This window comes from Kineococcus terrestris, from assembly GCF_041020755.1.
Lineage (GTDB): Bacteria > Actinomycetota > Actinomycetes > Actinomycetales > Kineococcaceae > Kineococcus > Kineococcus terrestris.
Window position 1 is genome coordinate 1 of sequence record NZ_JBEUEI010000012.1, and the last position, 13,166, is coordinate 13,166.

The window sequence follows — 13,166 nt, forward strand, 5'->3', positions numbered from 1 at the left end:
CCCCCCCCCCCCCCCCCACCCCCCCCACCCCCCCCCCCCCCCCCCCCCCCCCGCCCCCCCCCCGGGCCGCCGCCCGCCGGCGGGCCCCCCGCCCCCGCAGCCCGACCCCCCCTCGGCGGAGGTGCCGGGACCCGCGGCTGCGGGCCCCGGCGGGAGGTCACTTGAGGGTGACGGTGGCGCCGGCGCCCTCCAGGGCGGCCTTGGCCTTCTCCGCGGTCTCCTTGTTGACCTTCTCGAGGACGGGCTTGGGGGCGCCGTCGACGAGGTCCTTGGCCTCCTTGAGGCCGAGCGAGGTCAGGCCGCGGACCTCCTTGATGACGCCGATCTTCTTGTCGCCGGCGGCCTCGAGGATGACGTCGAACTCGTCCTTCTCCTCCTCGGCCTCGGCGGCGGCGCCACCAGCGGCGCCACCAGCGGCGGCCACGGCCACGGGGGCGGCGGCGGTGACGTCGAAGGTCTCCTCGAACTTCTTCACGAAGTCGGAGAGCTCGATGAGGGTGAGCTCCTTGAACGCGTCGAGCAGCTCGTCGGTGCTGAGCTTCGCCATGGTGTGGCGTCCTTCCTGATCAGGGGTGTCCGGCCGCGGAGGTCCCGCGGGCCGAGGGGTGGGAGCGGACGCTCAGGCGTCCGCGGTCTCGGCCGCGGGGGCCTCGGAGGCCTCGGCCGCGGGCGCGCCCGCGGCCTGCTTCTCCCGCAGCGCTTCCACGGTGCGGACCGTCTTGGACAGCGGCGCCTGGAACAGCGCGGCCGCCTTGGCCTGGGACGCCTTGAGGACGCCCGCGACCTTGGCGAGCAGGACCTCGCGGGACTCGAGGTCCGCGAGGGCCGTGACGTCGGCCGCGCTGATGGCGCGCCCGTCGAGCAGCCCGCCCTTGACGACCAGCTGGGGGTTGGTCCGGGCGAAGTCGCGCAGGCCCTTGGCCGCCTCGACGGGGTCTCCCCCGACGAAGGCGATGGCGGTGGGGCCGACGAGCTGCCCCTCGAAGGCCGTGACACCGGCCTCCTTCGCCGCGATGGTGGCCAGCGTGTTCTTCAGGACCGCGTAGGTCGTGTCAGGACCCAGCGCCCGGCGCAGCTGCGTGAGCTGCGCGACGGACAACCCCCGGTACTCGGTGAGCACCGCAGCGTTGGACTCGGTGAGCAGCGTGCGGATCTCCTTCACCGCGGCTGCCTTGTCAGCCCGTGCCATGGGCCCTCCTTCCTCGATCTCGGGGAAGCCGATCGGGCCCGGACGCACGAAACGCCCCGGCGCAGGCGCGCGGGGCGTCGGTCCCGGCGGGGCCGGGGCTGATGCTGAGCTCACCTGCGCAGGTCGCCCGTGGAACGGGACCTTCTGCCACCCGGGGGCGGCGACCGGCGGTCTTCGGTACCACCAGCCTACACGCCCGCGCGGGGTGCCCCGGACGCGGCGAGGGGGCGGCCCGCCGCTCGCGCGGACGGACCACCCCCTCGACCGGGAGCCGGACGGCTCAGGCGGTGGTGAGCTCCTCGGCGACACCGCGGGTGGCCGCGGGGTCGACCGGGACGCCCGGGCCCATCGTGGTGGAGATGGTCGCCTTCTTCAGGTAGCGGCCCTTGGACGCCGACGGCTTCAGCCGCAGCACCTCGTCCAGGGCGGCCGCGTAGTTCTCGACCAGCTGGCGCTCGTCGAAGGACACCTTGCCGATGACGAAGTGCAGGTTGGCGTGCTTGTCGGTGCGGAACTCGATCTTGCCGCCCTTGATCTCCGTGACGGCCTTCGCGACGTCCATGGTCACGGTGCCCGTCTTCGGGTTCGGCATCAGGCCGCGGGGGCCCAGCACCTTGCCCAGGCGGCCGACCTTGCCCATGAGGTCCGGCGTCGCCACGGCGGCGTCGAAGTCCAGGCGGCCCTTGGAGACCTCGTCGATGAGCTCGTCGCCGCCGACGATGTCGGCGCCGGCGGCCTCGGCCTGCGCGGCGCGCTCACCCACGGCGAAGACCAGCACGCGGGCGGTCTTGCCGGTGCCGTGCGGCAGGTTCACGGTGCCGCGGACCATCTGGTCCGCCTTGCGCGGGTCGACGCCGAGGCGGAACGCGACCTCCACGGTCGCGTCGTACTTGGTCGTCGAGGTCTCGCGGGCGAGGCGGACGGCCTCGACCGGGCTGTACAGGGCGTCGCCGTCGATCTTCTCGACGGCGGCGCGGTAGGCCTTGCTGCGCTTCACGGTCTCTCCTCGTGGTGGTGGAGTCGTGGTCGTCGGGCCGCGCGCGGCCCTGCCACAGCCCGCGCGCCCGGTCGGGCGCGCGGGCGGGGCGTCCGGTGCGGACGCCCCGGAGGGGTCAGTCCTGGACGGTGATGCCCATCGACCGGGCGGTGCCGGCGATGATGCGGGCCGCCATGTCGACGTCCTTGGCGTTGAGGTCCTGCAGCTTCGTCTCGGCGATCTCGCGCACCTGCGCGGTCGTCAGCGAGGCGACCTTCTTCACGTGCGGCTCCCCGGAGCCCTTCTCCACGCCCGCGGCCTTCTTGATCAGCTCGGCGGCCGGCGGCGTCTTGGTGATGAAGGTGAACGAGCGGTCCTCGTAGACCGTGATCTCGACGGGGACGACGTTGCCGCGCTGGGCCTCGGTCTGCGCGTTGTACGCCTTGCAGAACTCCATGATGTTCACGCCGTGCTGACCGAGCGCGGGGCCGATCGGCGGGGCGGGAGTGGCCTGACCGGCCTTGATCTGGAGCTTGATGAGCCCGGCGACCTTCTTCTTGGGGGGCACGGTCGGTCCTCTCGGTAGCGGTGGGCGGCCTTATCGGTGCCCGCGGATCGGGCGACGACGGGTTGAGGCCGTCGTCCAGTCTACGCGGCGCGCGCGGTGGCGCCGGACGCGCGGCGAGCCCCGGCCGGAGGGGCCGGGGCTCGCGCGGGGCGGGACGCCTCAGATCTTGGCGACCTGGTTGAAGCTGAGCTCCACGGGCGTCTCGCGGCCGAAGATCGAGACCAGCACGGTGACCTTCTGGCGCTCGGGGGCGATCTCGGAGATCGTCGCCGGCAGCGTCTCGAAGGGGCCCTCCATGACGGTGACGGACTCGCCGACCTCGAAGTCCACGACCTTGGCCGCGGGGGCGGCCGCCGCCCCGGCGCCGCCCTCGGCGCCCGCCTTCGGCTTGGGCTGCAGCGAGGGGGCCAGCATGGAGAAGACCTCGTCGGTCGACAGCGGCACCGGCTGGTGGGTGTTGCCCACGAAGCCCGTCACGCCCGGGGTGTGGCGCACCGCGCCCCACGACTCGTCGGTCAGGTCCATCCGGACCAGGACGTAGCCGGGGATGCGCACGCGGCGCACGTTCTTGCGCTGGCCGTTCTTGACCTCGACGACCTCCTCCATCGGCACCTCGACCTGGAAGATGTAGTCCTCCATGTTGAGGCTGGTGATGCGGGTCTCGAGGTTGGTCTTCACGCGGTTCTCGTAGCCCGCGTAGCTGTGCACGACGTACCAGTCGCCGGGCATGCGCCGCAGCTTCTTGCGGAACTCCTCGGCCTCGTCGACGTCGTCGTCGTCGGCGCCGGCCGTCGCGGCGGCGGCCACGTCCTCGTCGGTGACCTCCTGGGCGGGGTCGGCCGCGACGTCCGCCAGCGGGTCCGCGTCGCCCAGGTCGCCCGGCTCGTCGCCCTCGACGGCGCCCAGCGCGTCCGCGACCGGCACGTCCGGGGTGTCGGCCGCCTGCTCGTCCGCCGCCTCGGCGTCGGCGGCGTGGTCGGCGCGCACGTCCTCGCCGCTGTAGCCGGTGAGCGCGGCGAACACGTCGTCGGGCTGGGCGTCGTGGTCGGACGAACGCTGACCGACGGAGGGTCCCCACTGCTCGGACACGGTGCTGACCTGCTTCCTCAGATGATCGGGAGACGGACGGGCCGGAGGGCCCGCGGCGTGTCCGTCAGGACCCGAACACCAGCAGGACGAGCCGGCCGATGCCGTAGTCCAGCGCAGACACGAAGAGCATCATCACCGACACGAAGACCAGGACGACGCCCGTGTAGCTGACGAGGTCCTTGCGGGTGGGCCAGACGACCTTGCGCAGCTCCTCGACGACCTGGCGCAGGAAGAGCAGGACCCCCGTGCGCTTCCGGGCGTCGGCGGGCTCCGCCTGCGCCTTCGTCGTCTGGCTCACGTGGACCCTGCCCCTCACCGTCGCCGGTGCTCGTCGTGCGGACGCGTCCTCGGCGGACGCCGGTGGTGCTCGCAGGGCAGGAGGGACTCGAACCCACAACCGCCGGTTTTGGAGACCGGTGCGCTACCAATTGCGCCACTGCCCTGTGCGGCTCCGAGCGCCCGGGGGCGCGCGTCACCACGGCGGAACGAGCCGCCGCCCGGCCACTGTAGGCGAGGACGGCGCCTCCCGTCGAACCAGCCCGGCACCGGGCCCGGTGACAGGATGGGCGCATGACCGCCGCGAGCTCCTCCGCAGCCCCGCCCGCGACCCCGGCGCGCCGCCGCGTCTCCGCCCGCGTCGCCGGCATCGCCGAGTCCGCCACGCTGGCGGTCGACGCGAAGGCCAAGGCGCTCAAGGCGGCCGGGCGCCCGGTCATCGGCTTCGGCGCCGGCGAGCCCGACTTCCCCACCCCCGCCGACGTCGTCGAGGCGGCCGCGGCCGCCTGCCAGGACCCCGCCAACCACCGCTACACCCCCGCCGGGGGCCTGCCCGTCCTGCGCGAGGCCATCGCCGCCAAGACGCTGCGCGACTCCGGCTGGGAGGTCTCCCCCTCGCAGGTCCTGGTCACCAACGGCGGCAAGCAGGCCGTCTACGAGGTCTTCGCCGCCCTGCTCGACCCGGGCGACGAGGTGCTGCTGCCCGCCCCGTACTGGACGACCTACCCCGAGGCCGTCCGGCTGGCCGGCGGCACCGCCGTGGAGGTCTTCGCCGGCCCCGAGCAGGGCTACCGCGTCAGCGTCGAGCAGCTCGAGGCCGCCCGCACGCCGCGCACCAAGGTGCTGCTGTTCAACTCCCCCTCCAACCCCACCGGCGCGGTCTACCCGCCCGAGGAGGTCCGCGCCATCGGCCGCTGGGCCCTCGAGCACGGCGTCTGGGTGGTCTCCGACGAGATCTACGAGCACCTCGTCTACGACGGCGCCCGCGCGGCCTCGGTGCCGGTGGAGGTGCCCGAGCTGGCCGACACCTGCGTCGTGCTCAACGGCGTCGCCAAGACGTACGCCATGACCGGCTGGCGGGTCGGCTGGCTCGTCGGGCCGGCCGACGTCGTCAAGGGCGTGGGCAACCTGCAGTCGCACCTGACCTCGAACGTCGCCAACGTCTCCCAGCGCGCCGCCGTGGCGGCCCTGACGGGCGGGCTGGACGCCGTCGCCCGCATGCGCGAGGCCTTCGACCGGCGCCGGCGCACCATCGTCTCGATGCTCTCGGAGATCCCCGGCGTCGAGTGCCCCCTGCCGCAGGGCGCCTTCTACGCCTACCCCTCCGTGCAGCAGCTCATCGGCAGGACCCTGCGCGGGCGGGAGATCACCTCCTCCGCGGCGCTCGCGGAGATCGTGCTCACCGAGGCCGAGGTGGCCGTCGTGCCCGGCGAGGCGTTCGGCCCCAGCGGCTTCCTGCGGCTGTCGTACGCCCTGGCCGACGAGGACCTCGTCGAGGGCGTCGGGCGCCTGCAGCGGCTGCTGGCCGAGGTCTCCTGAGCGCAGCCGCGACGACCCGCCGGCGTCCACCGGCCGGTGGACGCCGGCGCCCGACCCGTGGTGGTGCCGCCGGGGCCCCGCGCGGGGCACGCTCGGGGGCATGAGCACAGCGACCACCGCCGCGGGTCCCGCCGTGCGGGTCCGCGGCCTCGTCAAGCGCTACGGGCACCCCGTCACCGGCCACCTGGCCGTGGACGGCCTCGACCTCGACGTCGAGCGCGGGGAGTGCTTCGCCCTGCTGGGCCCCAACGGGGCCGGCAAGACCACCACCGTGGAGGTCCTGGAGGGCCACCGCTCCCGCACCGCCGGGGAGGTGCAGGTCCTCGGCGAGGACCCGGCCACCGCCGGCCTGGACTGGCGCGCGCGCACGGGCATCGTCCTGCAGAGCGCCACCGACGCCGCCGACCTGTCCGTGCAGGAGGTCGTGCGGCACTTCGCCGTCTACCACGCCGACCCCCGCGACCCCGACGAGGTCGTGGAGGCCGTCGGGCTGACCGGGCAGCGCCGCACCCGGGTGCGGGCCCTGTCCGGCGGGCAGCGGCGCCGGCTCGACGTCGCCCTGGGCATCCTCGGGCGCCCCGAGCTGCTGTTCCTCGACGAGCCCACCACGGGCTTCGACCCCGAGGCCCGCCGGCAGTTCCACGACCTCGTGCGCGCGCTGCGCGCCGACGGCACGACCGTCCTGCTGACCACCCACTACCTCGACGAGGCCGCCCAGCTGGCCGACCGCGTCGGCGTCGTGGCGCGCGGGCGGCTGCTGGAGGTCGCCCCGCCGGACCACCTCGGCGGGCGCGCGAGCCTGGGCGCCGTCGTGAGCTGGACCGAGGACGGCCGCCCGCGCGAGGAGGTCACCGCGGCGCCCACGGCCCTCGTGCGCTCGCTGCTGGAGCGCCCCGGCCTGCTGGTGGACGGCGAGGTGCCCGGCCTGCAGGTGCGCCGCCCCACGCTGGAGGACGCCTACCTCGCGCTGCTGGACTCCGCCGGCGCCGCCGCCGACGAGACCACCGACACCCCCGCCCCCGCTCCCACCCCGAGGAGGTCCCGGTGAGCAGCACCAGCACCACGGGCACCACGCCCGGCGGCGTCCCGGCCGCGGGGCGCGCACCGGCCCGGCGGCGCCCGTCCACGGCGCGGCTGGCGCTGGCCCGCGTGCGCCTGGAGCTGCTGACCAGCTCCCGCGAGCGCGACGCCGTCGTCTTCGTCTTCGCCTACCCCGTGCTCATGATGGTGATCTTCGGGGCGGTCTTCGGCGACCAGGAGCTGCCCGACGGCACGCCGTTCGCCCGCTACTTCCTGGCCGGCATCGCGGCCACCGCGATCGTCCTGACGAGCTTCCAGAACCTCGCGGTGACCATCGCCCGCGAGCGCGAGGACGGCACCCTGAAGCGGCTGCGGGGCATGCCCGTGCCGGTGAGCGCCTACGTGCTGGGCAAGGTGGGCGCGGTCCTGGTCAGCTCGCTGGCGCAGATGGTGCTGCTGCTCGCGGTGGCGCGCCTGGCCTACGACGTGCCGCTGCCCGCGGACGCCGAGCACTGGCTGCGCTTCGCGTGGGTGTTCGCCCTGGGCACGGTCGCCGGGTGCGTGCTGGGGATCGCCGCCTCCGCGCTGCCGCGCAGCGGCGCCTCGGCCAACGCGGTGATCACCCCGCTGGTCCTGGTGCTGCAGTTCGTCTCCGGCGTCTTCTTCGTCTACGGCTCGCTGCCGGAGTGGATGCGCAGCGTCGCCGAGCTGTTCCCGCTGAAGTGGATGGCGCAGGGCATGCGGGCGGCCTTCCTGCCGGAGTCGGCGGTGGCCGCCGAGCCGGGCGGCAGCTGGGAGCTGGGTACCGGGGCGCTCGTCCTGGCGGCCTGGGCGCTCGTGGGTCTCGTGGTGTGCCTGCGGACGTTCCGCTGGTCCCGGCGGGACGTGTGAGCGCCCCGGCGGCGGGGGTCCGCGACGCCCGCGCGGACGGCGCCTCGTGGTGGGTGCGCTCGATCGTCGGCTGGCACGTGGCGGCGGCGGTGATGCTCGGCATCGCCGTCGTCGTGCTGGTGGTCGTGCCGGGCGAGCGCCGGGCGCTGGCGGCGGCCGCCGTGGCCGCGGTGGCGCTGGCGTACGTGCTGCGCGGCGCGCGCAGCGCCACCGAGCGCGGTACCGGCCGCCCCTACCTGGTGGTGCTCGTGCTGGGGCTGGGCGCGGCGTTCGCGGGCCAGCCGGAGCTGAGCTTCCTGCTGTTCCTGGGCTTCCCGCAGGTGTGGCTGCTGTCGGAGACCACCCGCGAGGGCGTGGCCTGGACGCTGGCGCTGGCGGTCAGCGCCAGCGCGGGCCTGGTCGCCGGGTACGGGTCGCTGGCGCGCGCGCCGGGGGTGGCGACCTCGCTGGGCGTCAGCGTCCTGTTCAGCTGCGCGCTGGGCGTGTGGATCTCCAAGATCATCGACCAGAGCCAGGAGCGCGCCGAGCTCATCGCGCAGCTGGAGGCGGCCCGGGCGCAGCTGGCGGAGGCCCACCACGCCGCCGGGGTGGCCGAGGAGCGGGCGCGGCTGGCCCGCGACATCCACGACACCCTCGCGCAGGGGTTCACGAGCGTCCTGCTGCTGGCCCGCTCGGCGGGCGCGGTCGCCGACGACCCGGCGGCCGTGCGCGAGCGGCTGGGGCAGGTGGAGGACGCGGCCCGCGAGGGGCTGGCCGAGGCGCGCACCCTCGTGGCCGCGATGACGCCGGTGGCGCTGAGCGACGGCGGGCTGGAGCAGGCGCTGCGCCGGCTGGCGGAGCGGGTGTCGCGGGAGAGCGGGGTGGCGGTGGACGTGCAGGTGGAGGTGGACGCGCGGGACGGCGGCGCGCAGGGCGGGCTGGGCGGGCTGGGCGGGCTGGGGAGGCCCGGCGAGGTGGTGCTGCTGCGCGCGGCGCAGGAGGCGCTGGGCAACGTGCGCCGGCACGCGCGGGCCACCCGGGCGCGGGTGCGGCTGTGCGCAGGCGCCGACGGGGTGGTGCTGGAGGTCGTCGACGACGGGGTGGGCCTGCCGCCCGGCGCGGAGGAGGGCGGGCGCGGCTACGGCCTGGCGGGCACGCGCCGGCGGGTGGAGGAGGCCGGCGGCCGCTTCGACGTGGGCGGCGCCCCCGGCGGCGGGACGGTGCTGCGGGTGCGGGTGCCCGCCGGCGCGGCGGCCGCGGCGGTGGCACCAGGGGCACCAGGGGCACCAGCGGCACCCGCCGGGAGCGCGGGGGGCGGGGCGTGAGCGCGCCGGCCGGGGCGCGGGCCGCGGTGCGCGTGCTGGTGGCCGACGACCACCCCGTCGTGCGCGGCGGGCTGGAGGCGCTGCTGGCCGCCGCCGACGGGATCGAGGTGGTCGGCACGGCCGCCGACGGGCTGGAGGCCGTCGAGCAGGTGGCGCGGCTGCGCCCGGACGTGGTGCTCATGGACCTGCGGATGCCGCGGCTGGACGGCGCCGGCGCGACCGAGCGGGTGCGCCGCGAGCACCCGGGCGTGCACGTGCTGGTGCTGACCACGTACGAGACGGACGCCGACATCGTGCGCGCGGTGGAGGCCGGGGCGACGGGCTACCTGCTCAAGGACACCCCGCTGCCGCAGCTGCTGGACGCGGTGCGCTCGGCGGCGCGCGGGGAGACGGTCCTGGCCCCGCCGGTGGCGGCGCGGCTGGTGGCGCGCCTGCGCGAGCCGGCGCCGGAGGCGCTGACCCCGCGGGAGGTGCAGGTGCTGGCCGCGGTGGCCGAGGGCGCCACGAACGCCGAGGTGGGCCGGCGGCTGTTCATCGGCGAGGCGACGGTCAAGACCCACCTGCTGCGGGCGTTCGCCAAGCTCGGGGTGGACGACCGCACGCACGCGGTGACGGTGGCGATGGAGCGCGGGCTGCTGCCGCGCCCCGGGGAGCGCTGAGGGCGCCACCGCTCCCCCGGCTCGTCACCCGTGGACGTCACTCGCAGCCCTGGCAGACTCACGCAGCGTGCACCACCGTCCCGTGGAGACGCTGCCGAAGGCCCACCTGCACCTGCACTTCACGGGCTCGATGCGCCCGGCGACGCTGCGGGAGCTGGCCGCCGAGCACGGGGTGCGGCTGCCGCCGGCCCTGGACGGGCGGCGCGTGCTGTCGCTGTCGCCGGACGTGCGCGGCTGGTTCCGCTTCCAGCGGCTGTACGACGCGGCGCGCTCGTGCGTGCGCACCGCGGACGACATGCGGCGGGTCGTCCTGGAGGCCGCGCAGGACGACGCCGCGGAGGGCTCGCGCTGGCTGGAGCTGCAGGTCGACCCCACCACGTACGGCGCGCACCTGGGCGGCACCGTCCCGGCGCTGGAGGTGGTGCTCGACGCGGCGCGGGAGGCCAGCGCCACGACGCCGACGGCCGTGGCGGTCGTCGTGGCGGCCAGCCGGACCCGGCACCCGCTGGACGCGCGGGCCCTGGCCCGGCTGGCCGCCCGGTACGCGGGCGAGGGGCCGGGCACGGTCGTGGGCTTCGGGCTGTCCAACGACGAGCGGGCGGGCACGACCGCCGACTTCGCCGCGGCGTTCGACATCGCCCGCCGGGCGGGGCTGGCGTGCGTGCCGCACTCCGGGGAGCTGCTGGGGGCCGGCCACGTCGCGCACACCCTCGACGCGCTGCGCCCGGACCGGCTGGGGCACGGCGTGCGCAGCGCCGAGGACCCCGCCGTCCTGGAGCGCGTGGTGGCCGCGGGGGTGGCGCTGGAGGTGTGCCCGACCAGCAACGTGTCGCTGGGGGTGGCCCACGACCTGGGCAGCGTGCCGCTGCGGACGCTGCTGGACGCCGGGGCGCGGGTGGCGCTGGGGGCGGACGACCCGCTGCTGTTCGGCCCGCGGCTGGCGGCGCAGTACCGCAGCGCCCGCGAGGACCACGGCCTGGACGACGCGGGGCTGGCGGCGCTGGCGCGCTCCTCGATCAGCGCCTCGCGGGCGCCGGCGGACGTGCGGCGGGAGCTGCTGGCGGCGGTGGACGGGTGGCTGGCGGCTCCCGCGGACGGGTGAGCTGGTCGGGTGAGACGGCGCGGAGGGCTCGACGCCCCGGCCGCGGCGTGATTGACTCAATGAGTCATGTCATTGAGCACCCCGGTGCTCCCGCACCGGAGGTCCGCCCGTGTTCGCCGGTCTGCTCCTCGTCGTCCCGCTCCTGCTCCTGCTGGTCGCCGCCACCGTCGCCGCGGTCGTCGTCCTGGCCCGGCGCGTGCCGGCCGCCCGGCTGGACCCGGCGGTGGCCGCGGCCCGTCGGCACGCCGCGCTCGTCGCGGTGGTGGCGCTCGCGGTGACCGCGGCCGTCCTGCTCGCCGGGACGTCGCTGCGCCTGACGTGGCTGGGGGGCACGCAGGTGGTGGCGACCGTCCCGCTCGTGGCGGCCACCGCGCACGCCCTCGTCAGCGCCGCGGGCGCCGCGCTGCACCGGCCCCGGCGCGCCTCGGCCGTGCGCACCGCCCGGCTGGTCCCGCGCACCGTGCGCGAGCACGCCCCCCGGGTCCTGGCGCAGGCCACCACCGCCGCGGCGGCCGGCCTGCTGCTGGTCTGCGCGCTCGGTACCGCCCTGGCCGACGGCACGGGCCGTTCGGTCTCGTGGACCTCCCCCGACGGGGTCCTCGGGTCCAGCGCCGGGGCCTTCCCCGGCGCGTTCTACGCCGGCCCGGTCGCGGCCGCCGCCGTCGTGCTCGCGTCGGTGACGGCCCTCGTCGTGCGCGGCCTGGTGCGGCGCCCGGCCGTGCCCGGCGCCGACGCCACCACCGACGCGCTGCTGCGCACCGCCGCCGTGCACCGCGTCCTGCGCGTCACCCTCAGCGCCCTGCTCGGGACCGCGGGGGCGCTGCTCGTCGTCGGCGGCGAGGCGGCCGCCCGGGTCACCGGCGGCAGCTACGCCGTCGACGGGGTGTGGACCGTCGTCGCCGGCGACCCGCTGTGGCAGGTCGGCGGCGTGGTGGCCGCGGTGGCCGGGCTGCTCGCCGCGCTGGCGGGCGTCCTCGTCCTGGCCCTGCCCGCCCCCGGGCTGCGCCCCGCGCCCGGCGAGCCCGCGCCCGGCGAGCCGGTGCGCGCGTGAGCGAGCTGTCCGTCACCGTCGACACGGCCTCGGCCGTGCCCGTCTACGAGCAGCTGCGCCGGCAGGTGAGCACCCTCGTGGCCACCGGCGCCCTGCGCGCGGGCGACCGGCTGCCCGCGGCGCGGGCGCTGGCGGCCGACCTCGGCCTGGCCCTGGGCACGGTGCAGCGCGCCTACCGCGAGCTGGAGACCGCGGGGGTCGTCGCCTCGCGGCGGCGCACCGGCACCGTCGTCACCGCCACCGCCCCGCCCGTGGAGGACGACGTGCGCTGGGCCGCCGAGGGGTTCGTCGAGCGGGCCCTGCAGGCGGGGATGGACGAGGAGGACGTCCTCGACGTCGTGCGCGGAGCCCTGGCGCGCGCCCGGTCCCGCGCCCCGCTCACAGCGAGCAGCCGACGAGCACCGGCTCGTTGACCAGCTCGACGCCGAAGCGCTCGCGCACCCCGGCGGCGACCTCGCGGGCCAGCGCCAGCAGGTCCGCCGCGCTCGCCCCGCCGCGGTTCGTCAGGGCCAGCGCGTGCTTGGTCGACAGGGCCGCCGGGCCGGGCGCGCCGTGGCCGCGGCCGAAGCCGGCCCGCTCGATGAGCCAGGCCGCGGACGTCTTGACCAGCGGCCGGCCCTCCTCGTCCGTGCCCGCGGGGAAGCGGGGCGCCTCGGCCGGCAGGGCGTCCGCGCGCTCGGCGGGCAGCACGGGGTTGGTGAAGAAGGAGCCGGCGCTCCAGGTGTCGTGGTCGGACAGGTCGGCGGGGTCCCAGACCATGCCCTTGCCGCGGCGCAGCTCCAGCACCGCGCGGCGCACGTCGGCCGACGGCACGCGGTCGCCCACCTCGACGCCGAGGCGGCGGGCCAGCTCCGGGTAGGCGACCGGGGCGGAGGCGTCGGACAGCCGGAACTGGAACTGCACCTCCAGCACGACGTAGCGGCTCTCGGCGTGGCTGCCCGCCAGCGCCACCCGCTCGGCCTTCAGCCGCGAGGTGCGGTAGCCGAAGCGCAGGTCGGCGCCGGCGAAGGTGCGCTGCCGCCGCTCGACGCGGTCCCACGTGCGCACGGCGGCGAGGGTCTGCGAGACGTCCTGGCCGTAGGCGCCGACGTTCTGCACGGGGGTGGCGCCCACCGTGCCGGGGATCCCGGACAGCGCCTCCACGCCCGTCCAGCCGTTCGCCACGGCGCGCGCGACGAAGCCGTCCCAGCTCTCCCCCGCCGCGACGGTGACCACGGCGCCGCCGCAGGCGTCCTCGGACTCCAGCCGCACCCCGGTGGTGGCCACGCGCACGACGGTGCCGTCGAAGCCCTCGTCGGCGACCAGCAGGTTGGAGCCGCCGGCGACCAGCAGCAGCGGCTCGCCGGCCCCGTCGGCGGCGGCGACGGCCGCGACGAGCTCGTCGGCGGTGCGGGCCTCGACCACCCGGCGGGCCGGGCCGCCCACGCGCAGGGTGGTCAGCGGGGCGATGGCGACGTCGGTCGGCGCAGCGGTCACGGTCGGCCTCCCGGGCGGGTCAGGGG

15 protein-coding genes and 1 tRNA gene are annotated in these 13,166 nt (G+C 76.6%); 8 read left to right on the top strand and 8 right to left on the bottom strand.

From position 1 onward, the window contains the following. Positions 1-157: 157 nt before the first annotated feature. From rplL to AB8M62_RS08980, 7 genes are all read right to left on the bottom strand, one after another. Positions 158-547, bottom strand: a complete 390-nt coding sequence (gene rplL / locus AB8M62_RS08950; protein ID WP_369055911.1) for a 50S ribosomal protein L7/L12 — start codon at positions 545-547, stop codon at positions 158-160. Positions 548-619: 72 nt separating this feature from the next. Further along, the gene (gene rplJ / locus AB8M62_RS08955) at positions 620-1,189 is read right to left on the bottom strand and encodes a 50S ribosomal protein L10 (RefSeq protein ID WP_369055910.1); all 570 of its coding nucleotides are present in this window, start codon (positions 1,187-1,189) and stop codon (positions 620-622) included. Positions 1,190-1,469: 280 nt separating this feature from the next. Continuing rightward, complete coding sequence (gene rplA / locus AB8M62_RS08960) at positions 1,470-2,186, bottom strand: 50S ribosomal protein L1 (RefSeq protein ID WP_369069294.1); 717 nt, start codon at positions 2,184-2,186, stop codon at positions 1,470-1,472. 115 nt (positions 2,187-2,301) lie between these two features. Beyond that, positions 2,302-2,733 carry a 50S ribosomal protein L11 gene (rplK, locus tag AB8M62_RS08965; protein ID WP_369055908.1) on the bottom strand — a complete coding sequence of 144 codons (432 nt, stop codon included), beginning with the start codon at positions 2,731-2,733 and terminating at the stop codon, positions 2,302-2,304. A 159-nt stretch (positions 2,734-2,892) separates the two neighbouring features. Next, the gene (gene nusG, locus AB8M62_RS08970) at positions 2,893-3,822 is read right to left on the bottom strand and encodes a transcription termination/antitermination protein NusG (protein WP_373694894.1); all 930 of its coding nucleotides are present in this window, start codon (positions 3,820-3,822) and stop codon (positions 2,893-2,895) included. A gap of 64 nt (positions 3,823-3,886) precedes the next feature. After that, positions 3,887-4,120 (bottom strand): preprotein translocase subunit SecE, encoded by a 234-nt coding sequence (gene secE, locus AB8M62_RS08975; protein ID WP_369055907.1) that lies wholly within the window; start codon positions 4,118-4,120, stop codon positions 3,887-3,889. 72 nt (positions 4,121-4,192) lie between these two features. Then, a tRNA-Trp gene (locus tag AB8M62_RS08980) sits at positions 4,193-4,265 on the bottom strand. Positions 4,266-4,392: 127 nt separating this feature from the next. Between AB8M62_RS08980 and AB8M62_RS08985 the strand changes: the two genes are divergently transcribed. From AB8M62_RS08985 to AB8M62_RS09020, 8 genes are all read left to right on the top strand, one after another. Beyond that, on the top strand, positions 4,393-5,637 hold the full coding sequence (locus tag AB8M62_RS08985) for a pyridoxal phosphate-dependent aminotransferase (protein ID WP_369055906.1): 1,245 nt from the start codon (positions 4,393-4,395) through the stop codon (positions 5,635-5,637). A gap of 100 nt (positions 5,638-5,737) precedes the next feature. Beyond that, the gene (locus tag AB8M62_RS08990; RefSeq protein ID WP_369069296.1) at positions 5,738-6,685 is read left to right on the top strand and encodes an ABC transporter ATP-binding protein; all 948 of its coding nucleotides are present in this window, start codon (positions 5,738-5,740) and stop codon (positions 6,683-6,685) included. Further along, entirely contained in the window at positions 6,682-7,548 is an 867-nt protein-coding gene (locus AB8M62_RS08995; protein ID WP_369069297.1) for an ABC transporter permease, read from the top strand. Before AB8M62_RS08990 ends, AB8M62_RS08995 begins: the two co-directional genes overlap by 4 nt. Further along, positions 7,545-8,852, top strand: a complete 1,308-nt coding sequence (locus AB8M62_RS09000) for a sensor histidine kinase (RefSeq protein ID WP_369069298.1) — start codon at positions 7,545-7,547, stop codon at positions 8,850-8,852. The genes AB8M62_RS08995 and AB8M62_RS09000 overlap by 4 nt, the downstream gene beginning before the upstream one ends. After that, positions 8,849-9,511, top strand: a complete 663-nt coding sequence (locus tag AB8M62_RS09005; RefSeq protein ID WP_369055902.1) for a response regulator transcription factor — start codon at positions 8,849-8,851, stop codon at positions 9,509-9,511. The genes AB8M62_RS09000 and AB8M62_RS09005 overlap by 4 nt, the downstream gene beginning before the upstream one ends. Positions 9,512-9,578: 67 nt before the next feature. After that, positions 9,579-10,613, top strand: a complete 1,035-nt coding sequence (locus tag AB8M62_RS09010; RefSeq protein ID WP_369069299.1) for an adenosine deaminase — start codon at positions 9,579-9,581, stop codon at positions 10,611-10,613. Positions 10,614-10,722: 109 nt separating this feature from the next. Then, positions 10,723-11,664 carry a hypothetical protein gene (locus tag AB8M62_RS09015; RefSeq protein ID WP_369069300.1) on the top strand — a complete coding sequence of 314 codons (942 nt, stop codon included), beginning with the start codon at positions 10,723-10,725 and terminating at the stop codon, positions 11,662-11,664. Continuing rightward, the gene (locus AB8M62_RS09020) at positions 11,661-12,077 is read left to right on the top strand and encodes a GntR family transcriptional regulator (RefSeq protein ID WP_369069301.1); all 417 of its coding nucleotides are present in this window, start codon (positions 11,661-11,663) and stop codon (positions 12,075-12,077) included. The genes AB8M62_RS09015 and AB8M62_RS09020 overlap by 4 nt, the downstream gene beginning before the upstream one ends. Here AB8M62_RS09020 and AB8M62_RS09025 read toward each other — a convergent pair. After that, entirely contained in the window at positions 12,043-13,140 is a 1,098-nt protein-coding gene (locus AB8M62_RS09025; RefSeq protein WP_369069302.1) for a UDP-N-acetylmuramate dehydrogenase, read from the bottom strand. The two genes, AB8M62_RS09020 and AB8M62_RS09025, sit on opposite strands and share 35 nt — an antisense overlap. Between the last annotated feature and the right edge of the window lie 26 nt (positions 13,141-13,166).

Coding starts and splice junctions, on each gene's coding strand:
- rplL (WP_369055911.1), bottom strand. CDS start 547: ATGGCGAAGCTCAGCACCGACGAGCTGCTCGACGCGTTCAAGGAGCTC.
- rplJ (WP_369055910.1), bottom strand. CDS start 1,189: ATGGCACGGGCTGACAAGGCAGCCGCGGTGAAGGAGATCCGCACGCTG.
- AB8M62_RS08985 (WP_369055906.1), top strand. CDS start 4,393: ATGACCGCCGCGAGCTCCTCCGCAGCCCCGCCCGCGACCCCGGCGCGC.
- AB8M62_RS08990 (WP_369069296.1), top strand. CDS start 5,738: ATGAGCACAGCGACCACCGCCGCGGGTCCCGCCGTGCGGGTCCGCGGC.